Source organism: Buttiauxella sp. WJP83 (genome assembly GCF_027594725.1).
Taxonomy (GTDB): domain Bacteria; phylum Pseudomonadota; class Gammaproteobacteria; order Enterobacterales; family Enterobacteriaceae; genus Buttiauxella; species Buttiauxella selenatireducens.
This window is the reverse complement of sequence record NZ_CP110080.1, coordinates 4628636-4652271: the sequence shown is the minus strand read 5'-3', so window position 1 is coordinate 4652271 and position 23636 is coordinate 4628636. Positions and strand designations below refer to the sequence as shown.

At 48.9% G+C, this 23636-nt stretch carries 16 protein-coding genes, 1 tRNA gene and 3 rRNA genes; 12 read left to right on the top strand and 8 right to left on the bottom strand.

Annotated features, from left to right (window positions below; all coding sequences use genetic code 11):
• Positions 1 to 25 precede the first annotated feature (25 nt).
• Positions 26 to 724, bottom strand: coding sequence for a FadR/GntR family transcriptional regulator (locus tag OH773_RS21485; RefSeq protein ID WP_270141773.1), 699 nt, complete (start codon positions 722 to 724; stop codon positions 26 to 28).
• Positions 725 to 1223: 499 nt separating this feature from the next.
• On the opposite strand from OH773_RS21485, the gene OH773_RS21480 reads away from it, so the two are divergent.
• The 4 genes from OH773_RS21480 (at position 1224) to rrf (ending at position 6280) form a co-directional block, all read left to right on the top strand.
• Positions 1224 to 2763, top strand: a 16S ribosomal RNA gene (locus OH773_RS21480).
• An 86-nt stretch (positions 2764 to 2849) separates the two neighbouring features.
• Positions 2850 to 2925 (top strand) — tRNA-Glu (locus OH773_RS21475).
• A gap of 219 nt (positions 2926 to 3144) precedes the next feature.
• A 23S ribosomal RNA gene (locus tag OH773_RS21470) occupies positions 3145 to 6054 on the top strand.
• 110 nt (positions 6055 to 6164) lie between these two features.
• Positions 6165 to 6280: ribosomal RNA gene (rrf, locus tag OH773_RS21465) — 5S ribosomal RNA — on the top strand.
• Together the 16S, 23S and 5S rRNA genes with 1 tRNA gene alongside form the textbook arrangement of a ribosomal RNA operon.
• Before the next feature lie 90 nt (positions 6281 to 6370).
• Here the strand turns inward: rrf and mobB are convergent.
• Together mobB and mobA are read right to left on the bottom strand one after the other, a co-directional pair.
• Complete coding sequence (gene mobB / locus OH773_RS21460) at positions 6371 to 6877, bottom strand: molybdopterin-guanine dinucleotide biosynthesis protein MobB (RefSeq protein WP_270141771.1); 507 nt, start codon at positions 6875 to 6877, stop codon at positions 6371 to 6373.
• A complete protein-coding gene (gene mobA, locus OH773_RS21455) occupies positions 6878 to 7402 on the bottom strand; it encodes a molybdenum cofactor guanylyltransferase MobA (protein WP_270141768.1) in 525 nt (174 codons plus the stop codon).
• A 129-nt stretch (positions 7403 to 7531) separates the two neighbouring features.
• Here mobA and OH773_RS21450 point away from each other — a divergent pair, with 129 nt between their 5' ends.
• The 3 genes from OH773_RS21450 to dsbA all read left to right on the top strand — a co-directional run bounded on the left by OH773_RS21450 (position 7532) and on the right by dsbA (position 9516).
• Positions 7532 to 7801 (top strand): YihD family protein, encoded by a 270-nt coding sequence (locus OH773_RS21450; RefSeq protein ID WP_034499931.1) that lies wholly within the window; start codon positions 7532 to 7534, stop codon positions 7799 to 7801.
• 76 nt (positions 7802 to 7877) lie between these two features.
• Positions 7878 to 8864 carry a serine/threonine protein kinase gene (locus OH773_RS21445; protein WP_270141764.1) on the top strand — a complete coding sequence of 329 codons (987 nt, stop codon included), beginning with the start codon at positions 7878 to 7880 and terminating at the stop codon, positions 8862 to 8864.
• A gap of 28 nt (positions 8865 to 8892) precedes the next feature.
• On the top strand, positions 8893 to 9516 hold the full coding sequence (gene dsbA, locus OH773_RS21440; RefSeq protein WP_183272969.1) for a thiol:disulfide interchange protein DsbA: 624 nt from the start codon (positions 8893 to 8895) through the stop codon (positions 9514 to 9516).
• Between the two features lie 30 nt (positions 9517 to 9546).
• Here dsbA and OH773_RS21435 read toward each other — a convergent pair whose 3' ends face one another.
• Positions 9547 to 10434: an acyltransferase gene (locus OH773_RS21435; protein ID WP_270141761.1), complete on the bottom strand. Its 888-nt coding sequence runs from the start codon at positions 10432 to 10434 to the stop codon at positions 9547 to 9549.
• A gap of 445 nt (positions 10435 to 10879) precedes the next feature.
• Between OH773_RS21435 and polA the strand changes: the two genes are divergently transcribed.
• On the top strand, positions 10880 to 13672 hold the full coding sequence (gene polA / locus OH773_RS21430) for a DNA polymerase I (RefSeq protein ID WP_270141758.1): 2793 nt from the start codon (positions 10880 to 10882) through the stop codon (positions 13670 to 13672).
• A 154-nt stretch (positions 13673 to 13826) separates the two neighbouring features.
• Complete coding sequence (locus OH773_RS22480) at positions 13827 to 13874, top strand: spot 42 RNA, inhibition of DNA synthesis (protein WP_071892919.1); 48 nt, start codon at positions 13827 to 13829, stop codon at positions 13872 to 13874.
• A 90-nt stretch (positions 13875 to 13964) separates the two neighbouring features.
• Here the strand turns inward: OH773_RS22480 and yihA are convergent, their stop codons facing one another.
• Positions 13965 to 14621 carry a ribosome biogenesis GTP-binding protein YihA/YsxC gene (gene yihA, locus OH773_RS21425; RefSeq protein ID WP_270141756.1) on the bottom strand — a complete coding sequence of 219 codons (657 nt, stop codon included), beginning with the start codon at positions 14619 to 14621 and terminating at the stop codon, positions 13965 to 13967.
• A gap of 585 nt (positions 14622 to 15206) precedes the next feature.
• Between yihA and yihI the strand changes: the two genes are divergently transcribed.
• Complete coding sequence (gene yihI, locus OH773_RS21420; protein ID WP_270141753.1) at positions 15207 to 15728, top strand: Der GTPase-activating protein YihI; 522 nt, start codon at positions 15207 to 15209, stop codon at positions 15726 to 15728.
• Positions 15729 to 15876: 148 nt separating this feature from the next.
• A complete protein-coding gene (hemN, locus tag OH773_RS21415) occupies positions 15877 to 17250 on the top strand; it encodes an oxygen-independent coproporphyrinogen III oxidase (protein ID WP_270141751.1) in 1374 nt (457 codons plus the stop codon).
• A gap of 39 nt (positions 17251 to 17289) precedes the next feature.
• Here hemN and glnG read toward each other — a convergent pair whose 3' ends face one another.
• The 3 genes from glnG to glnA all read right to left on the bottom strand — a co-directional run bounded on the left by glnG (position 17290) and on the right by glnA (position 21433).
• Entirely contained in the window at positions 17290 to 18699 is a 1410-nt protein-coding gene (gene glnG, locus OH773_RS21410; RefSeq protein ID WP_270141749.1) for a nitrogen regulation protein NR(I), read from the bottom strand.
• An 8-nt stretch (positions 18700 to 18707) separates the two neighbouring features.
• Positions 18708 to 19757, bottom strand: a complete 1050-nt coding sequence (gene glnL / locus OH773_RS21405) for a nitrogen regulation protein NR(II) (protein ID WP_183272956.1) — start codon at positions 19755 to 19757, stop codon at positions 18708 to 18710.
• Positions 19758 to 20023: 266 nt separating this feature from the next.
• Positions 20024 to 21433 carry a glutamate--ammonia ligase gene (glnA, locus tag OH773_RS21400; RefSeq protein ID WP_183272955.1) on the bottom strand — a complete coding sequence of 470 codons (1410 nt, stop codon included), beginning with the start codon at positions 21431 to 21433 and terminating at the stop codon, positions 20024 to 20026.
• A gap of 375 nt (positions 21434 to 21808) precedes the next feature.
• Here glnA and typA point away from each other — a divergent pair, with 375 nt between their 5' ends.
• Positions 21809 to 23635: a ribosome-dependent GTPase TypA gene (typA, locus tag OH773_RS21395; RefSeq protein ID WP_183272954.1), complete on the top strand. Its 1827-nt coding sequence runs from the start codon at positions 21809 to 21811 to the stop codon at positions 23633 to 23635.
• The last annotated feature ends 1 nt before the right edge of the window (position 23636 follow it).

Here is a 23636-nt window from a genome sequence, read left to right as displayed (position 1 = left end):
AAGGCACGCAGGAGAACGTGAGACTTTACCCGTGTTCGAAGGGTTCTTTTAATAGTGTCTGACCAGCGACTAACGCGGCCTGGCTATCACCCAAGGTAATGGCATCAACAATTGCCTGGTGCAAATCGAGCTTGATAACTTCTTTGTCGGTTATAGCAGTAAAGTAATTGTAATAAATAGAACGGAATAAGTTAGCGAAAGAACCAAGGAAAGGATTACCACTCATTGCATAGATTTGTTCGTGGTAGGCCATATCAACTTCTATCCAGCGTTGGCGGTCAAATGAGACTTTCAGTTTAACCATCTCTGCCATCATCTCGTTGAGAGTGGCTTTCTGTTCACGCGTACCATTTACCGCGGCTAATGCGCAGGCTTGTGGCTCCAGGCTATTACGCATAATAAGGAAGTACTCCACCACATCGTTAAAGTTCTCTTCTGTCATCCACCAGGTGAGTAATTCCTTATCAAGGAAGTTCCAGTGGGCGCGGGGCATTACGCGGGTACCGATGCGAGGGCGAGGTAAAACCATTCCTTTTGCTGTTAATGTCTTTACTGCTTCCCTTACCGCCGTGCGGCTTACGCCGAAGAGTTCACCTAACTCAATTTCACCAGGCAAGATACTACCCGCTTCGTACTCACCTTTGAGAATGCGTTGAGCGAGTTTTTCCGCAAGGACATAGGAAAGATTCTTTTGAGCTGCGAGTTGTTGGGCAGAGAGAGACATAAAAGCAATTCCTTTAGCGTTGTTTCTATTATGAGTATGCCACCATGTCTCCTTTTCTGATGCTTAAAACAGCAATAATCCCGTATTACAGACCTTTTGCAGTGCTTTTGGCGAAAAAAAAGACGCTTGGTAATCTTTTTGCAATAAACACTTGTCAGCTTCCAGAAAATCCCTATACTGCGCCTCCACTGACACGGCACAACGGCTTACAAACCGGCCCGTCAGTCAGACGAAAAGCGAAAATAAACGCTTGACTCTGAAAGAGGAAAGCGTAATATACGCCACCTCGAGTTAGCAAGCGAAAGCGCGTAACTCACTGCTCTTTAACAATTTATCAGACAATCTGTGTGGGCACTCGCAGGATTGATATCTCAGATACCTTCGGGTATCAAAAAAATATCAAGTCTTGAAGAGTGACCAAGCAGTAATTCATTTAGTTGAATTATTACGAAAGTTAATTTTTGAGCACCGCTTCACGAGTTGAAGCAAATCAAGCTTTTAATTGAAGAGTTTGATCATGGCTCAGATTGAACGCTGGCGGCAGGCCTAACACATGCAAGTCGAGCGGTAGCACAGGGAGCTTGCTCCTGGGTGACGAGCGGCGGACGGGTGAGTAATGTCTGGGAAACTGCCTGATGGAGGGGGATAACTACTGGAAACGGTAGCTAATACCGCATAACGTCTTCGGACCAAAGTGGGGGACCTTCGGGCCTCATGCCATCAGATGTGCCCAGATGGGATTAGCTAGTAGGTGAGGTAATGGCTCACCTAGGCGACGATCCCTAGCTGGTCTGAGAGGATGACCAGCCACACTGGAACTGAGACACGGTCCAGACTCCTACGGGAGGCAGCAGTGGGGAATATTGCACAATGGGCGCAAGCCTGATGCAGCCATGCCGCGTGTATGAAGAAGGCCTTCGGGTTGTAAAGTACTTTCAGCGAGGAGGAAGGCGTTAAGGTTAATAACCTTGGCGATTGACGTTACTCGCAGAAGAAGCACCGGCTAACTCCGTGCCAGCAGCCGCGGTAATACGGAGGGTGCAAGCGTTAATCGGAATTACTGGGCGTAAAGCGCACGCAGGCGGTTTGTCAAGTCGGATGTGAAATCCCCGGGCTCAACCTGGGAACTGCATTCGAAACTGGCAAGCTAGAGTCTTGTAGAGGGGGGTAGAATTCCAGGTGTAGCGGTGAAATGCGTAGAGATCTGGAGGAATACCGGTGGCGAAGGCGGCCCCCTGGACAAAGACTGACGCTCAGGTGCGAAAGCGTGGGGAGCAAACAGGATTAGATACCCTGGTAGTCCACGCCGTAAACGATGTCGACTTGGAGGTTGTTCCCTTGAGGAGTGGCTTCCGGAGCTAACGCGTTAAGTCGACCGCCTGGGGAGTACGGCCGCAAGGTTAAAACTCAAATGAATTGACGGGGGCCCGCACAAGCGGTGGAGCATGTGGTTTAATTCGATGCAACGCGAAGAACCTTACCTACTCTTGACATCCAGAGAACTCGCCAGAGATGGCTTGGTGCCTTCGGGAACTCTGAGACAGGTGCTGCATGGCTGTCGTCAGCTCGTGTTGTGAAATGTTGGGTTAAGTCCCGCAACGAGCGCAACCCTTATCCTTTGTTGCCAGCGGTTCGGCCGGGAACTCAAAGGAGACTGCCAGTGATAAACTGGAGGAAGGTGGGGATGACGTCAAGTCATCATGGCCCTTACGAGTAGGGCTACACACGTGCTACAATGGCGCATACAAAGAGAAGCGACCTCGCGAGAGCAAGCGGACCTCATAAAGTGCGTCGTAGTCCGGATCGGAGTCTGCAACTCGACTCCGTGAAGTCGGAATCGCTAGTAATCGTAGATCAGAATGCTACGGTGAATACGTTCCCGGGCCTTGTACACACCGCCCGTCACACCATGGGAGTGGGTTGCAAAAGAAGTAGGTAGCTTAACCTTCGGGAGGGCGCTTACCACTTTGTGATTCATGACTGGGGTGAAGTCGTAACAAGGTAACCGTAGGGGAACCTGCGGTTGGATCACCTCCTTACCTAATAGATACGAACTTGCGTAGTGCTCACACAGATTGTCTGATGAAAGTAAAGAAGCAAGGCGTCTTGCGAGTGAGACTTCAGTGTCCCCTTCGTCTAGAGGCCCAGGACACCGCCCTTTCACGGCGGTAACAGGGGTTCGAATCCCCTAGGGGACGCCACTTGCTGGTTTGTGAGTGAAAGTCACCGACCTCAATATCTCAAAACTGACTTAACAGTCACGTTTGAGATATTTGCTCTTTAAAAATCTGGAACAAGCTGAAAATTGAAACGACACACTGTTTCCTTTCTCCGTAATAAGAAAGGATGTATCGGTGTGTTCGAGTCTCTCAAATTTTCGCAACCTCGATTGTGTCTCACGAGACATCTTCGGGTTGTGAGGTTAAGCGACTAAGCGTACACGGTGGATGCCCTGGCAGTCAGAGGCGATGAAGGACGTGCTAATCTGCGATAAGCGTCGGTAAGGTGATATGAACCGTTATAACCGACGATTTCCGAATGGGGAAACCCAGTGCAATTCGTTGCACTATCGTTAAGTGAATACATAGCTTAACGAAGCGAAACCGGGGGAACTGAAACATCTAAGTACCCCGAGGAAAAGAAATCAACCGAGATTCCCCCAGTAGCGGCGAGCGAACGGGGAGCAGCCCAGAGTCTGAATCAGTTTGTGCATTAGTGGAAGCGTCTGGAAAGTCGCAGGGTACAGGGTGATACTCCCGTACACAAAAATGCACTTGCTGTGAACTCGAAGAGTAGGGCGGGACACGTGGTATCCTGTCTGAATATGGGGGGACCATCCTCCAAGGCTAAATACTCCTGACTGACCGATAGTGAACCAGTACCGTGAGGGAAAGGCGAAAAGAACCCCGGCGAGGGGAGTGAAACAGAACCTGAAACCGTGTACGTACAAGCAGTGGGAGCCTCTTTTATGGGGTGACTGCGTACCTTTTGTATAATGGGTCAGCGACTTATATTCTGTAGCAAGGTTAACCGTATAGGGGAGCCGCAGGGAAACCGAGTCTTAACTGGGCGTTAAGTTGCAGGGTATAGACCCGAAACCCGGTGATCTAGCCATGGGCAGGTTGAAGGTTGGGTAACACTAACTGGAGGACCGAACCGACTAATGTTGAAAAATTAGCGGATGACTTGTGGCTGGGGGTGAAAGGCCAATCAAACCGGGAGATAGCTGGTTCTCCCCGAAAGCTATTTAGGTAGCGCCTCGTGAACTCATCTTCGGGGGTAGAGCACTGTTTCGGCTAGGGGGCCATCCCGGCTTACCAACCCGATGCAAACTACGAATACCGAAGAATGTTATCACGGGAGACACACGGCGGGTGCTAACGTCCGTCGTGAAGAGGGAAACAACCCAGACCGCCAGCTAAGGTCCCAAAGTCATGGTTAAGTGGGAAACGATGTGGGAAGGCACAGACAGCCAGGATGTTGGCTTAGAAGCAGCCATCATTTAAAGAAAGCGTAATAGCTCACTGGTCGAGTCGGCCTGCGCGGAAGATGTAACGGGGCTAAACCATGCACCGAAGCTGCGGCAGCGACGCTTATGCGTTGTTGGGTAGGGGAGCGTTCTGTAAGCCGTTGAAGCTGGACTGTGAGGTCTGGTGGAGGTATCAGAAGTGCGAATGCTGACATAAGTAACGATAAAGCGGGTGAAAAGCCCGCTCGCCGGAAGACCAAGGGTTCCTGTCCAACGTTAATCGGGGCAGGGTGAGTCGACCCCTAAGGCGAGGCCGAAAGGCGTAGTCGATGGGAAACAGGTTAATATTCCTGTACTCGGTGTTACTGCGAAGGGGGGACGGAGAAGGCTATGTTAGCCGGGCGACGGTTGTCCCGGTTTAAGCATGTAGGCGGGAAGTTTAGGTAAATCCGGACTTCTGTTAACGCTGAGGTGTGATGACGAGGCACTACGGTGCTGAAGTAACAAATGCCCTGCTTCCAGGAAAAGCCTCTAAGCATCAGGTAATATCAAATCGTACCCCAAACCGACACAGGTGGTCAGGTAGAGAATACCAAGGCGCTTGAGAGAAACTCGGGTGAAGGAACTAGGCAAAATGGTGCCGTAACTTCGGGAGAAGGCACGCTGTCGGTAGGTGAAGTCCCTTGCGGATGGAGCTGAAGGCAGTCGAAGATACCAGCTGGCTGCAACTGTTTATTAAAAACACAGCACTGTGCAAACACGAAAGTGGACGTATACGGTGTGACGCCTGCCCGGTGCCGGAAGGTTAATTGATGGGGTTATCCGTAAGGAGAAGCTCTTGATCGAAGCCCCGGTAAACGGCGGCCGTAACTATAACGGTCCTAAGGTAGCGAAATTCCTTGTCGGGTAAGTTCCGACCTGCACGAATGGCGTAATGATGGCCAGGCTGTCTCCACCCGAGACTCAGTGAAATTGAAATCGCTGTGAAGATGCAGTGTACCCGCGGCAAGACGGAAAGACCCCGTGAACCTTTACTATAGCTTGACACTGAACATTGAGCCTTGATGTGTAGGATAGGTGGGAGGCTTTGAAGCGTGGACGCCAGTCTGCGTGGAGCCAACCTTGAAATACCACCCTTTAATGTTTGATGTTCTAACGTAGACCCGTGATCCGGGTTGCGGACAGTGTCTGGTGGGTAGTTTGACTGGGGCGGTCTCCTCCTAAAGCGTAACGGAGGAGCACGAAGGTTAGCTAATCACGGTCGGACATCGTGAGGTTAGTGCAAAGGCATAAGCTAGCTTGACTGCGAGAGTGACGGCTCGAGCAGGTGCGAAAGCAGGTCTTAGTGATCCGGTGGTTCTGAATGGAAGGGCCATCGCTCAACGGATAAAAGGTACTCCGGGGATAACAGGCTGATACCGCCCAAGAGTTCATATCGACGGCGGTGTTTGGCACCTCGATGTCGGCTCATCACATCCTGGGGCTGAAGTAGGTCCCAAGGGTATGGCTGTTCGCCATTTAAAGTGGTACGCGAGCTGGGTTTAGAACGTCGTGAGACAGTTCGGTCCCTATCTGCCGTGGGCGCTGGAGAATTGAGGGGGGCTGCTCCTAGTACGAGAGGACCGGAGTGGACGCATCACTGGTGTTCGGGTTGTCATGCCAATGGCATTGCCCGGTAGCTAAATGCGGAAAAGATAAGCGCTGAAAGCATCTAAGCGCGAAACTTGCCCCGAGATGAATTCTCCCTGAGACCTTGAGTCTCCTGAAGGAACGTTGAAGACTACGACGTTGATAGGCTGGGTGTGTAAGCGTAGCGATACGTTGAGCTAACCAGTACTAATGATCCGTGAGGCTTAACCTTACAACACCGAAGGTGTTTTGGTTGAGAGACAGACAATTTTCAGCTTAATTCCAAGATTTTAAGTTAATGGTTACAGGTGAAACTGTGACGGTTGATGAAAACAGAATATGCCTGGCGGCAGTAGCGCGGTGGTCCCACCTGACCCCATGCCGAACTCAGAAGTGAAACGCCGTAGCGCCGATGGTAGTGTGGGGTCTCCCCATGCGAGAGTAGGGAACTGCCAGGCTCCAAATAAGTGGAAAGCCCTGTACTGACGTACAGGGCTTTTTGCTGTCTGCAATTTATAAAAAAATGCCTGCAACTGCGCAGGCGAAACTCATTTATTAAGCCATTCAGCAATAAAATCAGCAATCTGGCTGGGTGAATTGATGTCCAGAACCGGGAGTCTTGCATTCGGGATCGGCACGTCACTCGATATGGCAATAACATTACTGTCGACTTCCAGCTCATCAATGCTACGCGTTAGTCCTGACCGATAAAGCAGGATCTTAGGTATCGCCTCGTGCTTAAAACCTTCAACTAATATCACATTGAGTGAGGTCGGATCCATTCGGCTGGCGAGCCAATGTAAATCCAGTTCTTCTTGCTCAGGTGTTTCAGTCATTAACGCCCAACGACTCTTATTAGCCACGATTGTTTGTGCTGCACCAGCTTTCCGTAATTCGTAGCTGTCCTTTCCGGGTCTATCGACGTCTACATCATGATGGGTATGTTTGATTAGACCTGGGCGTATCCCTCGTTGAATGAGTAAAGGAATCAGTTGCTTAAGAAGCGTTGTTTTGCCAGTACCACTCCAGGCGGCAATAGCGAGCAGAGGTATCATCTATTTATGCTCCCATTGGGCGAGATCATCAGGTGAGTTCACGTTGATGAATTTTTGCATCTGGTTCGGGAATAATACGGCGTGACCGCCAGCTTCTCGTAGAAAGTACATAACTCGCCGCTCACCAGAAGCCAGATAGTTTTCCAGCGATGCCACAAGTTTGTTATGCAAAAGAGCGATGGTTGGATGATCTCGCTCACCATCATTTACCCATATGGCACTGGATTCCCCTTTCTGTTCCCAAAGTTTGTATGCCAAATCGTGTGGGATATTAGGGGTATCGCAAGGGCAAAATAAAAGCCATTCGCTATCAAGTTTCTGCATTGCTGATAGCATTCCTGCCAATGGCCCTGGGTAATCAGGCAAGGTGTCACTCAGGACAGGCAATCCAATAGACTGATATATATCAATATTTCTATTTGCGCTAATCACCACGTTATTGACTTGAGGTGTGAGTTTTCTGGTGACATGCTCAAATAATGGCAGACCATTTAGGCGTATCAGTCCTTTATCCTTGCCACCCATTCTTGTGGCTCTTCCTCCCGCCAACACCACACCAGTAACTTCCGTTAAACATCTCACTAATATCGCCTCTTTTAATGTGGGTTTGAGCCTGCTAACGTGTCACATCTCTCATGTGAAAGGAGCACAATCATGAAATGTAAGCGTCTTAACGAACTGCTCGAGCTACTTCAGCCCGCATGGCAGAAAGAGCCGGACCTCAACTTGATTCAATTTTTGCAGAAACTCAGCAAAGAGTCAGGTTATACCGGTGAATTAACCGATCTCACTGATGATGTGCTGATTTATCATCTGAAAATGCGCGACTCTGCAAAAGATGCTGTTATTCCCGGCATTCAGAAAGATTATGAAGAAGATTTTAAGACTGCATTATTACGCGCTCGCGGCGTAATTAAAGAGTAAAAGCTTGTAAGCCGGCCCACTTTAGCGGTGATGAAATGTTATCCTAAACTATTCGTATTTACAGTTGGTTGCCTGGATGACAGACAGCGCTTTCAATTTTCAAACATTACATCCGGATACCATCATGGATGCCCTGTTCGAACAGGGTATACGGGTGGATTCCGGCTTGACCCCATTAAACAGTTTTGAAAACCGCGTTTACCAGTTTCAGGACGAGGATCGTAAACGCTATGTGGTTAAGTTTTATCGGCCTCATCGTTGGTCACCTGAGCAGATAGAAGAAGAGCATCAGTTTGCACTTGAGTTGCAAGCTGATGAGGTTCCGGTCGCCGCTCCCCTGCATTTCAACGGCAACACGCTATTACGCCATAACGGCTTTATGTATGCAGTGTTCCCAAGTTTGGGGGGAAGGCAGTACGAAACAGATAGCCTCGATCAGATGGAATGGGTGGGGCGCTATCTTGGTCGTATACATCAAACCGGTCGACGTAAGCAATTTTCTGCGCGTCCTGACATAGGCTTAAGTGAATACTTATTTGAGCCTCGCGAAATGTTTGAGCATACGCCTTTGATTCCCGCTGCCCTCAAGAAGGGGTTTCTCAGTGCAACAGATGCGCTAATAGCTGAAGTTAAACTTCATTGGCATACCGATTTTCAGCCATTGAGACTGCATGGTGATTGCCACCCAGGGAACATTCTCTGGCGCGATGGCCCTTTGTTTGTCGATCTGGATGATGCCCGAAACGGCCCGGCAATTCAGGATATCTGGATGCTTCTCAATGGTGACAAAGCCGAGCAGAGAATGCAGCTGGAAATGATTGTCGAAGCGTATGAAGAGTTTACCCCATTTGAATCAGACGAAATTGCACTCATAGAACCTTTACGTGCAATGCGAATGGTCTATTATCTCGCGTGGATAATTCGACGCTGGGATGATCCTGCTTTCCCCAGAAATTTTCCGTGGCTTACAGACGAAGATTACTGGCGAAGACAAACTGCGACTTTTACAGAGCAGGTAAGGGTTCTACGTGAACCACCACTAACATTAACGCCAATGTATTAATCAGTATTTATTCAGGAGAGATTTAATGATGAAAAAGATTTGGCTGGCGCTGGCGGGGATGATCCTGGCATTCAGCGTGTCTGCCGCGCAGTTTAAAGACGGAAAAGAATTTATCACTTTAGAAAAACCTGTTGCCGGTGAGCCACAAGTTTTAGAGTTTTTCTCCTTCTACTGCCCACATTGCTATCAGTTTGAAGAAGTTCTTCATGTCTCTGATACTGTGAAGAAAAAGCTGCCAGAAGGCACCAAAATGACAAAATACCATGTTGAGTTCTTGGGCCCATTGGGCAAAGATTTAACTCAGGCATGGGCTGTTGCGATGGCATTGGGCGTGGAAGACAAAATCACCGCTCCACTGTTTGAAGCAGTACAGAAGACTCAGACTGTTCAAAACGTTGCTGATATCCGCCAGGTATTCATCGATGCTGGTGTTAAACCAGAAGAGTACGACGCTGCATGGAACAGTTTTGTTGTGAAATCTCTGGTTGCTCAACAAGAGAAAGCGGCGGCAGATCTGCAATTGCAGGGCGTTCCAGCTATGTTCGTCAATGGAAAATATCAGCTGAACCCTCAAGGCATGGACACCAGCAACATGGACGTGTTTATTCAGCAATATGCTGATGTAGCCAAGTTCTTGGTTGGACAGAAATAATAAAAAAGCCGGTCATTGACCGGCTTTTTTCTATTGCTTGATGCTTGTCAGTAGCTCGTCTTTCTCATGCCACAATGCATTCAACCATTGCTGGAAGCGACGTTTAAAAGCTTTATCATTTACATAATCGCCATGCAGATCTGCTGCAATAGGCACCAGCGACACTCTCACCACAATTCGCGTCATTTTCCCGGTTAACATGTCATAAAATGGTTTTTGTGTATTTTCAGGATAACAAAGCGTCACATTCAGCAGTTTATCGAATTGTTTTCCAAGCACATTGAGAGCCATTGCGATCCCCGCGGCTTTAGGCGGAAGCAGGTTTTTAAAAGCTGAACGAGTCTGTAAACGCTTCTCTTTAGTGAACCTTGAACCTTCGACAAAATTCACGATGGTCGTTGGGTGAGAGCGGAATTTTTCACAAGAACGGCGAGTGGTTTCGACGTCTTTGCCACGTTGCTCCGGATGACGTAACAAATACCCGCGCGAGTAGCGTTTCATAAAAGGCATATCCAACGCCCAACAAGCTAAACCCATAAATGGCACCCAGGCGAGCTGTTGTTTTAAAAAGAACTTATTCATTGGAATATGTTTACGAAACAGCACGCACAAAATGACGATATCAGCCCAGCTTCTGTGATTACAAATCAGCAGATACCAGTTTTTTTTACTGAGTTCATCAAGTCCTTCAACATCCCATTTCAGGTGTGGATTTAACTTGAGTAAAAAGGCTAATCCTTCACACCAGCAGTACATCATAAAATCAGCAAACACCGAGATTGAGCGCCAGATGATGGGAATGGGCAGAAGAAGCTTGATGAGGCCAGCAATAATAATGGGTACTGAGCAGGCTACAGTGACCACGATAGTAAGAGCGACACTCAGAATCAAAGTTATCGCGGCGAATAATCTCGACATAAATAAATTTTTCAGATGGTTAAGGAGTGTCGGGTGCTGGGAATAGGATAGTAAGGCTGAATTTTATCAGAAATTTATCACCAGTGATGACACTAAAACTGCTGAATAATAAATCTGCATACCACATGCTTTGAATAATATCGGTCTATAACATAATTTATTTTTATATCCACATTTATCGATCATTAGCAAAATGTCTTCTCAGGGAATAGGTGTTACTTAACACATTGAAAAATAGTGTAATTAATTCAATGGATGATTTCCTTCCAGATTAGCAATCAATTGCTTAAAAAATTATGCACAAACTTATCCACAATATTGATCGTGGGGCTGATCTCGAAGATCAACAAAACTTTTCACCTTATCTTCCTCAAAGGTTCATGTTTTCAGCCAGGCTATGGCATCCTTTACCTATAAACTAAAACCAGTCACGGAACGGAACATTATGGTTCAGATCGCGCAAAACCCACTTATCCTCGTTGATGGCTCCTCTTATCTCTATCGTGCCTATCACGCTTTTCCACCGCTGACCAATAGCAAAGGTGAACCGACCGGGGCAATGTACGGCGTGCTGAACATGCTGCGTAGCCTGTTGTTGCAGTACCAGCCGACTCACGCCGCTGTGGTGTTTGATGCTAAAGGCAAAACCTTCCGTGACGAGTTGTTTGAGGATTACAAATCACACCGACCACCGATGCCAGACGATCTTCGAGCGCAAATTGAGCCTCTTCATGCGATGGTAAAAGCCATGGGCTTACCTCTGTTGGCTGTTTCAGGTGTGGAAGCCGACGATGTTATCGGTACGCTGGCGCTTGAGGCGGAGCGTGTTGGCCGTCCGGTCCTGATAAGCACCGGCGATAAAGATATGGCGCAACTGGTTACTCCTGGCGTGACGCTTATCAATACCATGACTAATACTATCCTTGGCCCGGAAGAAGTCCGCACTAAGTATGGTGTACCTCCTGAACTTATTATCGACTTCCTGGCTTTAATGGGTGACTCATCAGATAACATTCCAGGTGTACCGGGCGTTGGTGAGAAAACTGCACAGGCGTTACTGCAAGGTTTAGGTGGTTTAGATGCACTGTATGCTAACCCAGAAAAAATCGCAGAGTTGACCTTCCGTGGTGCGAAAACCATGGCCGCGAAGCTTGAGCACAGCAAAGACCTTGCTTACCTCTCCTATAAACTGGCTACCATCAAAACGGATGTTGAGCTTGAGTTAGGTTGCGAGCAATTAGAAGTGCAGAAGCCAGCAGATGAAGAGTTGCTTAGCCTGTTTAAACAATATGAATTTAAACGTTGGATTACGGACGTTGAAGCGGGCAAGTGGATGCAGGCTAAGGGCGCGAAACCTGCAGCGCAATCCCCAAAAACCATTGAAATTGAAGCCGAAGTTGAACCGGAAGAGCCTGCTAGTGCGCTTTCTTATGACAACTACGTCACCATCCTTGACGAAACCGTACTTGAAGAGTGGATTTCCCGCCTGAAGAAAGCGCCTGTTATCGCTTTCGATACTGAAACCGACAGCCTGGACAATATCAGTGCGAACCTCGTGGGTCTTTCATTTGCCACCGAACCGGGTGTTGCGTGCTATATCCCTGTCGCGCATGACTATTTAGATGCACCGGTGCAGATCCCTCGTGAACGGGCGCTCGAACTTCTTAAGCCGTTACTAGAAGATGAAAGTGTTCTTAAAGTTGGACAGAACCTGAAGTATGACCGCGGCATCATGCAGAACTACGATATTGAGCTACGCGGAATTGCGTTCGATACCATGCTCGAGTCCTACATACTTGATAGCGTGGCAGGTCGTCATGACATGGATAGCCTGGCTTCTCGCTGGCTGAAGCACACCACCATCACCTTCGAAGAGATTGCCGGTAAAGGTAAAAAACAGCTGACATTTAACCAGATCGATCTTGAGCAAGCTGGGCGTTATGCTGCAGAGGATGCAGACGTTACTTTGCAACTGCATCTGAAGATGTGGCCAAAGCTTGAGAAACGTGAAGGGCCATTAAGCATCTTTAAAAATGTTGAAATGCCGCTTGTCCCAGTGCTGTCACGCATTGAACGTAACGGCGTCAAAATTGATCCCGCTATTCTGCATACCCATTCTGAGCAGTTGACGAAACGACTGGCTGAACTTGAATTGACGGCACATGAAATCGCAGGCGAAGCGTTTAATCTTGCTTCACCTAAGCAGTTGCAGACTATTCTTTTTGAGAAACAAGGTATTAAACCGCTGAAGAAAACCCCTGGTGGCGCGCCTTCTACTTCTGAGGAAGTGCTGGAAGAATTAGCTCTGGATTATCCGCTGCCTAAAGTCATTCTTGAACACCGGGGTTTGGCGAAGCTGAAATCGACTTATACCGATAAGCTGCCGCTAATGATTAACCCGAAAACCGGACGCGTGCATACCTCGTATCATCAGGCGGTGGCCGCGACCGGGCGTTTGTCTTCTACCGAACCGAACCTGCAAAACATTCCGGTGCGTAATGAAGAAGGGCGACGTATTCGCCAGGCCTTTATTGCACCCAAAGATTACTTGATCGTTTCTGCCGACTACTCGCAAATCGAACTGCGCATCATGGCACATTTATCTCGTGACAAGGGTCTGCTGACTGCATTTGCCGAAGGCAAAGATATTCACCGCGCTACTGCATCTGAAGTATTCGGTATTCCGTTGGATAGCGTTTCTGGTGAGCAACGCCGCAGTGCGAAAGCGATCAACTTCGGTCTGATTTATGGCATGAGCGCATTCGGCTTGTCACGCCAGCTCAACATTCCGCGCAAAGAGTCGCAGAAATACATGGATCTCTACTTTGAGCGCTACCCTGGCGTGCTGGAGTACATGGAGCGCACTCGTAAGCAGGCTAAAGATCAAGGTTATGTTGAAACGTTGGATGGACGTCGTCTGTATTTACCGGATATCAACTCCAGTAATGCGGCACGCCGTGCTGGTGCTGAGCGTGCGGCTATCAATGCGCCGATGCAGGGAACGGCAGCTGATATCATCAAACGTGCGATGATTGCCGTCGATGCCTGGCTTGAGGCCGATAAACCACGCGTAAAAATGATCATGCAGGTACACGATGAATTGGTATTTGAAGTTCATCAGGATGATCTGGAAGCCGTATCGAAGAAAATCCACGAACTGATGGAAGGCAGTATGAAACTGGATGTGCCGTTGCTGGTGGAAGTTGGGAGTGGTGCAAATTGGGATGAAGCGCACTAATTTGGAGCGAGTTCTGTAACTAAAGAACATAAGTCATAGCTTTTTGTGATGACGCTTCAAAATTGGCGTGCAAAGAGTGAAAAAAAACTACAAAAAATGCTTTTTCATCCGAATAAAAAGGAGTAGAGTTATTTGCGTAGGGTACAGAGGTAAGATGTTCTATCTTTCAGACCTTTTACTTCACGTAATCGGATTTGGCTGAATATTTTAGCCGCCCCAGTCAGTAATGACTGGGGCGTTTTTTATTGGGCGCGAGTCAGGAAAAACACGGGCGTACCCATGCTTTATTGAGTTATTCCCCAGTCGTCTCGTCGTCTTCTTCTACATCATCTTCTTCAGTTGCTGGAGCAATATCGTTGTACCAGCCATCAAGCTTATTACGCAGCACGTCGACACCAATTTTCTTCAGTGACGAAAACGCCTCAACCTGAATGTCACCGTTAAAGTCCACAACTGCGGCGCGCACCATATTTAACTGTGCTTTGCGAGCACCAGAGGCCAACTTGTCAGCCTTGGTTAACAGCAGCATGACGGGAATGTTGCTGGCAACAGCCCAGTGAATCATCTGCTGATCAAGGTCTTTAAGTGGGTGACGGATATCCATCAGCACGACCAGGCCTTTCAAGCTATTACGCTTTTGCAGATATTCACCGAGCGCGCGCTGCCATTTCAGTTTTACTTCTTCCGGTACTTCGGCGTAGCCGTAACCCGGTAAATCCACCAGACGTTTACCTTCAGCGACTTCAAACAGGTTGATGAGCTGAGTACGGCCTGGTGTTTTACTGGTTCGAGCCAGTGCTTTCTGATTGGTCAGCGTATTTAATGCGCTGGATTTCCCTGCGTTAGAGCGGCCTGCGAAAGCAACCTCAATACCGGTATCAGAAGGTAAATGGCGAATGTCCGGTGCGCTAAGCACGAAGTGGGTCAGTTGATAATTCCAGTTTGTCAAAACGGTTGTCTCCCTCAGGATGAGCATTGTGGGGGATTATACCTGAACATGGGGAAAACGCCGTGTTTCTCGGCGTGGCTTACAGGATTACAGAAATCCGCCCGAGGTTTGTAGGATATTGACCACTCTATCTGTCAGAGAACGCAGTGTTGATTGCTGCAGTGATAATTAAAAAATTATATATAACAGCTAATTATGATTGTTTTCTCGGATTACACCAATGACTTAACACAAATACTCATCTTGTAGAATCAATGGGTAAGAGTAAAGTTAGCGGTACAGGCAAAGGAGAGCCACAAAGGATAGCAACTCAGGATGAGGGTTCAGGAGCGTCAGGACGGCGAGGAACCAGGAAAATGCCAGGAGGCAACGTCAGGAGACGTTTAACAAGGAAATGGATAGACAGGGAAGTGTTTGCAAAGGAAAGACAGGGCGTTGAGTGCAAACAAGGATTGTGTGACCAGATAAAGGTCCAGGAACAAGAAAAAGGCGACAGGTTAACCTGCCGCCTTTTTTCTTTGCTTGCTTTCTGCTAGATTCCGCCGCAATTCTATACTGAATGAAAACGGCTCAAGAAAAATTATTATGAAGCAACAAAACTCAGCAGTACCTGGTTCTAAACCTTCAAAAGCACGCCGCAAAACGCGTGAAGAGCTTGATCGTGAAGCTCGCGATCGCAAACGTGAGAAAAAGCACAGTGGCCACGCTGCGGGTAGTCGCGCAACGGGCGGTACTCAAGCTAAAAGTGGAAGTGGCAGCAGCCAGGCCAAGGATCCGCGCATTGGCAGTAAAAAACCAATCGCCCTGGGCGTAACTGAAGTCCAGGTCAAAAAACCGAAGCAGCACAAACCTAAAAGCGAGAAACCTATGCTAACACCACAGGCTGAGCTGGATTTGCTGGAGAACGATGAACGCCTGGATGCGTTGCTGGAACGTCTTGAAGAAGGTGAAACGCTCAATGCCGAAGAGCAGGCTTGGGTTAACGCTAAGCTTGATCGCATCGATGCACTGATGGCTGAACTCGGCATCGCTTACGATGATGACGAAGATGAAGAAGAAAAAGAGAAGGGCGATGATCTGATGCGCCTGCTCAAAGGCACTGATTAACGATTACCCCGATGGGATTACCTGTTCTTTTCGTGGTTATTCCTCTGGTGTGTTATCTGCTGTGGTTATTCGTTAAACTACGGCGGTTGTCGCGATTGCAAAAATCGTTGCGCCGTCAACGAATGCGGCATCACCGGAGGAAGTGAGTATGTCTGAGCAGTTAATCGATTGGGATCTGGCCCTGATCCAGAAATATAATTATTCAGGGCCGCGTTATACTTCTTACCCGACTGCGCTGGAGTTTTCAGAAGACTTCGGTGAGGCGGCATTTCTACAGGCGGTGGCTCGTTATCCTGAGCGCCCGCTGTCGCTATATGTTCATATCCCGTTCTGCCACAAGCTCTGCTACTTTTGCGGCTGCAACAAGATCGTGACTCGGCAGACGCATAAGGCCGATCAGTACCTTGATGCGCTGGAACAAGAGATTGCCCACCGTGCTCCGCTCTTTAAGGGCCGTCACGTCAGCCAACTGCATTGGGGCGGCGGTACACCAACTTACTTGAGTAAAGCGCAGATAAGCCGTTTGATGGGGCTTCTACGGGGTCATTTCAATTTCAATGAAGACGCCGAGCTGTCTATTGAAATCGATCCGCGTGAAATCGAACTTGATGTGCTCGACCACCTGCGCCAGGAAGGCTTTACTCGCCTGAGTATGGGGGTGCAGGATTTCAACAAAGAAGTTCAGCGTTTGGTTAACCGTGAACAAGACGAAGAGTTTATCTTTGCCTTGATTCAGCGCGCGCGCGAACTAGGCTTCACATCAACCAATATCGATTTGATTTATGGTCTGCCAAAACAGACGCCGGAAAGCTTTGCCTTCACGCTCAAACGCGTGGCAGAACTCAGCCCGCATCGTTTAAGCGTTTTTAACTACGCGCACTTGCCGACATTGTTCGCGGCGCAACGCAAAATCAAAGATGCAGACTTACCCAGCGCGCAGCAAAAACTCGATATTCTGCAAGAGACCATCAACTCGCTGACGGCTACGGGATACCAGTTTATTGGTATGGACCACTTTGCCCGCCCGGATGACGAACTGGCCATCGCGCAGCGCGAAGGAAAATTGCACCGTAATTTCCAGGGCTACACCACCCAGGGCGATACAGATCTGTTGGGGATGGGCGTTTCCGCCATCAGCATGATTGGCGATTGCTACGCACAGAACCAGAAAGAGCTTAAAACGTATTACCAACAGGTTGATCAGCAAGGCGATGCGCTATGGCGTGGTCTGGCATTAACCCGTGATGACTGTATTCGTCGTGATGTTATTAAAGCGCTGATTTGCAACTTCCAGCTTGATCTTGTGGAAATTGAAGAGCTTTGGGGTCTGGATGCTGCAGAGTACTTCGCAGAAGATTTGAAATTACTGAAACCACTAGAGAAAGATGGGCTGGTGGACATTCACGGCAAACATATCCAGGTCACGGCAAAAGGTCGTTTGCTAATCCGTAATATCTGCATGTGTTTTGATAGTTACTTGCGGCAGAAGGCACGGCTGCAACAGTTCTCTCGCGTCATATAATAAACGGGCCAAATGGCCCGTTTATTCGTATTGCGTTCGTTACTCCATTCCCAACTCTTTGAGCTTACGCGTCAGGGTATTGCGCCCCCAACCCAGAAGCCTTGCTGCTTCCTGCTTATGCCCTTGCGTATGGCGTAGTGCCGTCGTCAGCAGTGTACGTTCCATTTCTGGTTGTGCTTCAGAGAGCAAGTTCTGATGACCGGAACGTAATGCACGATCTGCCCATTGTGCCAGCAGTGTTGCCCAACTGTCGGACTGAGAATGCGCCGGACTATCGGGAACCGTTGTTTCAAATAGTTCGGCGGGCAAGTCCTGAATCAACACTTCCTGACCCGCCGCCATGACTGTTAACCAGCGACAAGTATTTTCCAACTGGCGGACGTTTCCAGGCCAGGCCAAACGCGTTAATGCCGTTTCGGTTTCGGGATGGAGCAGCTTTGCTTCCACACCCAATTCCTGTGCGGCATCTTGCAAGAAATGGCGAGCCAGACGCGGAATGTCTTCGCGGCGCTCACGCAGAGGTGGCAAATGCACACGTATTACGTTCAGGCGATGGAATAAATCCTCACGGAATTTTCCTTCCTGTACGCGCAACTCAAGATTCTGGTGAGTTGCGGCAATAATTCGCACGTCAACTTTTACGGGCGCATAACCGCCAACGCGATAAAACTGCCCATCAGCTAACACGCGCAGTAAACGGGTTTGCACATCCAGCGGCATATCACCAATTTCATCGAGGAACAGTGTGCCGCCATCAGCCTGCTCAAAACGGCCCTGGCGAATTTGATTCGCACCGGTAAAAGCACCTTTCTCATGTCCAAACAGCTCGGACTCAATCAAATCCTTTGGAATGGCGGCCATATTCAGCGCGATAAAAGGGGATTTCACTCGCGGACTATGACGATGTAAAGCGTGGGCAACCAACTCCTTACCCGTACCGGATTCGCCGTTAATCAGCACACTTATTGATGATCGGGACAAGCGGCCAATAATGCGAAACACATCCTGCATCGCGGGGGCTTCACCGATGATATCGGTCGTCGGCCCATTAACCTGCACATTACGCGGTTGCTGTTGTTCCTGATAATGACTGATGGCTCGCTCAACGAGTGCAACAGCTTCATCAATATCAAAAGGCTTTGGCAGGTAATCAAATGCGCCTTGTTGATAGGCGCTCACAGCCGCTTCAAGGTCTGAATGAGCTGTCATTATGATGACCGGCAACATCGGGTGCCGTTGTTTAATCTGCTTTAGCAGCGCCAAACCATCCATGCCGGGCATGCGAATATCAGATAACAAAACGTCCGGGGTTTTGGTTGCAAGAGCATTCAGGACTTCATTGCCACTTTCAAACGTGGTGCAGCTTAAACCCGCCCCAGTCAGAGCGCGTTCCAGCACCCAACGGATGGAGCTATCGTCATCAACGATCCAAACTATCCCTCGTTGCATAAAGACCTCTACTTACGAATAGGCAGGTAAACCGAGAACTCGGTATGACCTGGCCAACTGTTAAATTCGATTTTTCCCGAATGCTGATCGATCAAGTTGCGTGCAATAGAAAGGCCTAAACCCGTCCCTCCCTCACGTCCGCTCACCATTGGGTAGAATAGTGTGTCCTGCAGATGGGCCGGAATCCCCGGACCGTTGTCTTCAATATCAATGCGAGCAGCCAGTCTGTAACGCGTGCCATGCAGCGTAATTTGAAACGCAGTTCGCGTGCGTAACACAATTTCACCCCCGTCGCTGCCCAACGCCTGAAGAGCGTTGCGCACAATATTCAGTAAAATCTGTTCAATTTGGTCGGGGTCATGCGCTAACTCCGGCAAACTTGGATCGTAATCTCTCACCAGCGTCACATTGGCTGGCAACTCCATCGACACCAGTTTCATCACACGTTCTGTGACTTTATGAATACTTTCAGTGACGTGCATGCCAGGTTGTTGCGGGCCTAACAGCCTGTCCACCAGATTACGTAAGCGGTCAGCTTGCTCGATAATCACCTTGGTGTATTCAGTGAGAGACGGATCGGGTAAGGCTTTTGCCAGTAATTGCGCTGCGCCGCGTAATCCACCCAGTGGATTTTTAATCTCATGTGCCAGCCCACGGACTAAGTCACGAGCGGCAATTTGCTGCGCTTGCTGTAACTGTTCCTGACTTAAACGTCGTTGGTTATCCATCGGCGCCATTTCCATCAGGATGAAACCTTCTGGCAAACGTTGTGCAGTCAGAGAAAGAATGTGGGAACGGCTATCAATAACCAGTGTGACTTCGTTATCGGTAAAGCCCTGACCTGCGGTCAGGCTTTCCTGCATCAAGCCAACATTTAGCGAAAAGTAACTCAACAGCTCAGGAAGTGGTGTGCCGTACAGCTTGCGCGAACTTTGCGCCAAAAGTTGCTGTGCAGCCGGATTGGCGTAATGCACCGCCAGCTCGTCATCGACCAGTAAAATACTGTTGATTAAAGAATTCAGGATCTGCCCAGCATCGGGCAGTGTGCCGGTTGCCATACAGCAGTCTCCGATAATTTGCACTGTGATGGTGCAGTATAGTTTCCTGCGGGCAAAAGATATTGCTACAGAAGGTTATTTGTGGAGAAAAAAGCCCATCATGAGATGGGCCAAAAGTTTCCACGGCAACAAAATCCTCAACGTCTTTCTTACCACAGCTGTGTTGGCTACTCTCATTCACCCGAATCACTTACTTGAGTAAGCTCATCGGGATTCATTCGATTACCGCCTGGCTGTGGCAAGAAATCCGCAGAGTATTACTAATATTAAACGCTGTAGTACAACTCAAACTCTACCGGGTGCGGAGTCATACGCACACGGTCATTTTCTTCAATACGCAGGGCGATGTAAGCATCGATTGCGTCATTGGTGAACACGCCACCTGCAGTCAGGAACTCACGGTCTTCGTTCAGGCAGTTCAGTGCTTCTTCCAGAGAGCCAGCAACTTGTGGGATCTCTTTCGCTTCTTCTGGCGGCAGGTCGTACAGGTTTTTGTCCATTGCTTCGCCCGGATGGATTTTGTTCTTGATGCCATCAAGACCAGCCATCAGCAGAGCTGCAAAGCACAGGTACGGGTTAGCTGCTGGGTCTGGGAAGCGCACTTCGATACGACGTGCTTTCGGAGACGCAACCACTGGAATACGGATAGAAGCAGAACGGTTACGGGCAGAGTAAGCCAGCATAACTGGAGCTTCATAACCTGGGACCAGACGCTTGTAAGAGTTGGTTGTTGGGTTCGCCAGGGCGTTGATGGCTTTAGCGTGCTTGATAACGCCACCGATGTAGTACAGCGCTTGCTCAGACAGGCCTGCATATTTGTCGCCAGAGAACAGGTTTACACCGTTCTTGGACAGGGACATGTGGCAGTGCATACCGGAACCGTTATCACCAAACATTGGTTTTGGCATGAAGGTCGCAGTTTTGCCGTATGCGTGAGCAACGTTATGAACCACATATTTGTAGATCTGAATTTCGTCCGCTTTTTTGGTCATGGTGTTAAAGCGGGTGGCGATTTCGTTCTGACCAGCAGTTGCCACTTCGTGGTGATGCGCTTCAACCACCAGACCCATTTGCTCCATGGTCAGACACATTGCAGAACGCAGGTCCTGAGATGAGTCAACCGGAGGAACCGGGAAGTAACCGCCTTTAACAGCAGGACGGTGACCTTTGTTACCGCCTTCGTATTTAGTACCGGTGTTCCATGCGCCTTCGATATCATCGATAGCAACGTGAGAACCGGAGATAGAGCTACCAAAACGGATGTCATCGAACAGGAAGAACTCTGGCTCTGGCCCGAACAGTACAGTATCGGCAATACCAGTTGAGCGCAGGTAGTCTTCAGCACGTTTTGCGATGGAGCGTGGGTCACGGTCGTAACCCTGCAAAGTGCCTGGCTCAAGAATGTCACAACGAATGATAAGAGTGGAGTCTGCGAAGAACGGGTCAATAACCGCGGTAGATGCGTCTGGCATCAAAACCATGTCGGATTCGTCGATGCCTTTCCAGCCACCAATCGAGGAGCCATCAAACATTTTGCCTTCTTCGAAGAATTCAGCATTCACCTGGTGAGCAGGAATTGTGACGTGCTGTTCCTTACCTTTGGTGTCAGTGAAGCGCAAATCAACAAATTTCACTTCATGCTCATTCAGCATCGTCAATACGTGTTCAGCGGACATACTTAAATCTCCTGGATTGGTCATTGTCGTCGTGGTAACGAGGTGTTCAATACATTCTATTTGGCTTTTCGCCCTGAAATGATTAAAGCGAAATCTGTGCCAACTTTTAAATTACCCTAAAAAGGCGCTATCATGCGCGGTATAGTGCAAAAGGGCTGCACCATGATGGATAGTTTGCACCAATGTAGTGCTTCAGTCTGAGATTTGAGCACCATATTGGTGCAATTTTCGTTATGGCTCCCTTTTTTGCTCCGTGAAAGCGATCACAAACCCTTACTTTCAACATTGTTTGTAAAGGTTCTTTGTGATCTTGTTCTGTACTTCGATTAATACGTGTACAATAACGCGCTATTTCTAAATGCCTGAGGCAAAGTTGTGATCGAAAATCTGCGTAATATCGCCATCATCGCGCACGTTGACCATGGTAAAACTACCCTGGTTGATAAGCTGCTGCAGCAATCTGGTACTTTCAGTAACGAACGTGCTGAAGCCACCGAACGCGTGATGGACTCCAACGATTTGGAGAAAGAGCGTGGGATTACCATCCTCGCTAAAAACACCGCTATCAAATGGAATGACTACCGTATCAACATCGTTGATACCCCTGGGCACGCCGACTTCGGTGGTGAAGTTGAACGTGTAATGTCCATGGTTGACTCCGTTCTGCTGGTCGTTGATGCAATGGATGGCCCAATGCCGCAGACGCGCTTCGTAACCAAAAAGGCATTTGCCCATGGTTTGAAGCCAATTGTTGTCATCAACAAAGTTGACCGTCCTGGTGCGCGTCCTGACTGGGTTGTTGATCAGGTATTCGACCTGTTCGTTAACCTTGAAGCAACCGACGAACAGCTCGATTTCCCAATCATCTATGCATCTGCATTGATGGGTATCGCGGGTAACGATCACGGTGATATGGCGGAAGACATGACCCCGCTGTACCAGGCGATTGTTGACCACGTTAAAGCACCAAGCGTTGACCTTGATGGTCCGTTCCAGATGCAAATTTCCCAGCTCGACTACAACAACTATGTTGGCGTAATCGGCATCGGTCGCATCAAACGCGGTAAAGTGAAGCCTAACCAGCAGATCACTATCATCGACAGCGAAGGTAAAACTCGTAACGGTAAAGTTGGCAAAGTGCTGACCCACCTCGGTCTGGAGCGTATTGAATCCACCGAAGCCGAAGCAGGCGACATCATCGCGATTACCGGTCTTGGCGAACTGAATATCTCCGACACCCTTTGCGATACGCAAAATGTTGAAGCGCTGCCAGCACTGTCTGTTGATGAACCTACTGTTTCCATGTTCTTCAACGTCAACACCTCTCCGTTCTGTGGCAAAGAAGGTAAATTTGTTACCTCTCGTCAGATCCTTGACCGCCTGAACAAAGAGCTGGTGCACAACGTTGCGCTGCGCGTTGAAGAAACCGAAGATGCGGATGCATTCCGTGTATCTGGTCGTGGCGAACTGCACCTGTCTGTTCTTATCGAAAACATGCGTCGTGAAGGCTTCGAACTGGCTGTGTCCCGTCCGAAAGTTATCTTCCGTGAAATCGATGGCCGTAAGCAGGAACCGTTTGAAAACGTGACTCTTGATATCGAAGAGCAACACCAGGGTTCTGTGATGCAGGCTCTTGGTGAGCGTAAAGGCGACCTGAAAAACATGAATCCAGACGGCAAAGGCCGCGTACGTCTTGACTACGTGATCCCAAGCCGTGGCCTGATCGGCTTCCGTAACGAATTCATGACCATGACTTCTGGTACAGGTCTGCTGTACTCCACCTTCAGCCATTATGACGATGTGCGTCAGGGCGAAGTGGGCCAACGTCAGAACGGCGTGCTGATCTCTAACGGCCAGGGTAAAGCGGTTGCGTTTGCTCTGTACGGTCTGCAGGATCGCGGTAAGCTGTTCCTGGGTCACGGTGCTGAAGTTTATGAAGGCCAGATCATCGGTATTCACAGTCGTTCTAACGACCTGACTGTTAACTGCCTGACCGGTAAGAAACTGACCAACATGCGTGCGTCCGGTACTGACGAAGCGACTACACTGGTTCCAGCTCAGAAAATGACTCTTGAGCAGGCACTGGAGTTCATCGATGATGACGAACTGGTAGAAGTTACCCCGCTGTCCGTACGTATCCGTAAACGTCACCTGACTGAAAACGACCGCAAACGCGCAGGTCGTGGCGGCAAAGAAGCGTAAG

What these genes read in the sequence shown, in the direction of transcription:
- OH773_RS21485 (WP_270141773.1), bottom strand. Translation starts at nt 724, where the DNA reads ATGTCTCTCTCTGCCCAACAACTCGCAGCTCAAAAGAATCTTTCCTAT.
- mobB (WP_270141771.1), bottom strand. Translation starts at nt 6,877, where the DNA reads ATGATACCTCTGCTCGCTATTGCCGCCTGGAGTGGTACTGGCAAAACA.
- mobA (WP_270141768.1), bottom strand. Translation starts at nt 7,402, where the DNA reads ATGGGTGGCAAGGATAAAGGACTGATACGCCTAAATGGTCTGCCATTA.
- OH773_RS21450 (WP_034499931.1), top strand. Translation starts at nt 7,532, where the DNA reads ATGAAATGTAAGCGTCTTAACGAACTGCTCGAGCTACTTCAGCCCGCA.
- OH773_RS21445 (WP_270141764.1), top strand. Translation starts at nt 7,878, where the DNA reads ATGACAGACAGCGCTTTCAATTTTCAAACATTACATCCGGATACCATC.
- dsbA (WP_183272969.1), top strand. Translation starts at nt 8,893, where the DNA reads ATGAAAAAGATTTGGCTGGCGCTGGCGGGGATGATCCTGGCATTCAGC.
- OH773_RS21435 (WP_270141761.1), bottom strand. Translation starts at nt 10,434, where the DNA reads ATGTCGAGATTATTCGCCGCGATAACTTTGATTCTGAGTGTCGCTCTT.
- polA (WP_270141758.1), top strand. Translation starts at nt 10,880, where the DNA reads ATGGTTCAGATCGCGCAAAACCCACTTATCCTCGTTGATGGCTCCTCT.
- yihI (WP_270141753.1), top strand. Translation starts at nt 15,207, where the DNA reads ATGAAGCAACAAAACTCAGCAGTACCTGGTTCTAAACCTTCAAAAGCA.
- hemN (WP_270141751.1), top strand. Translation starts at nt 15,877, where the DNA reads ATGTCTGAGCAGTTAATCGATTGGGATCTGGCCCTGATCCAGAAATAT.
- glnG (WP_270141749.1), bottom strand. Translation starts at nt 18,699, where the DNA reads ATGCAACGAGGGATAGTTTGGATCGTTGATGACGATAGCTCCATCCGT.
- glnL (WP_183272956.1), bottom strand. Translation starts at nt 19,757, where the DNA reads ATGGCAACCGGCACACTGCCCGATGCTGGGCAGATCCTGAATTCTTTA.
- glnA (WP_183272955.1), bottom strand. Translation starts at nt 21,433, where the DNA reads ATGTCCGCTGAACACGTATTGACGATGCTGAATGAGCATGAAGTGAAA.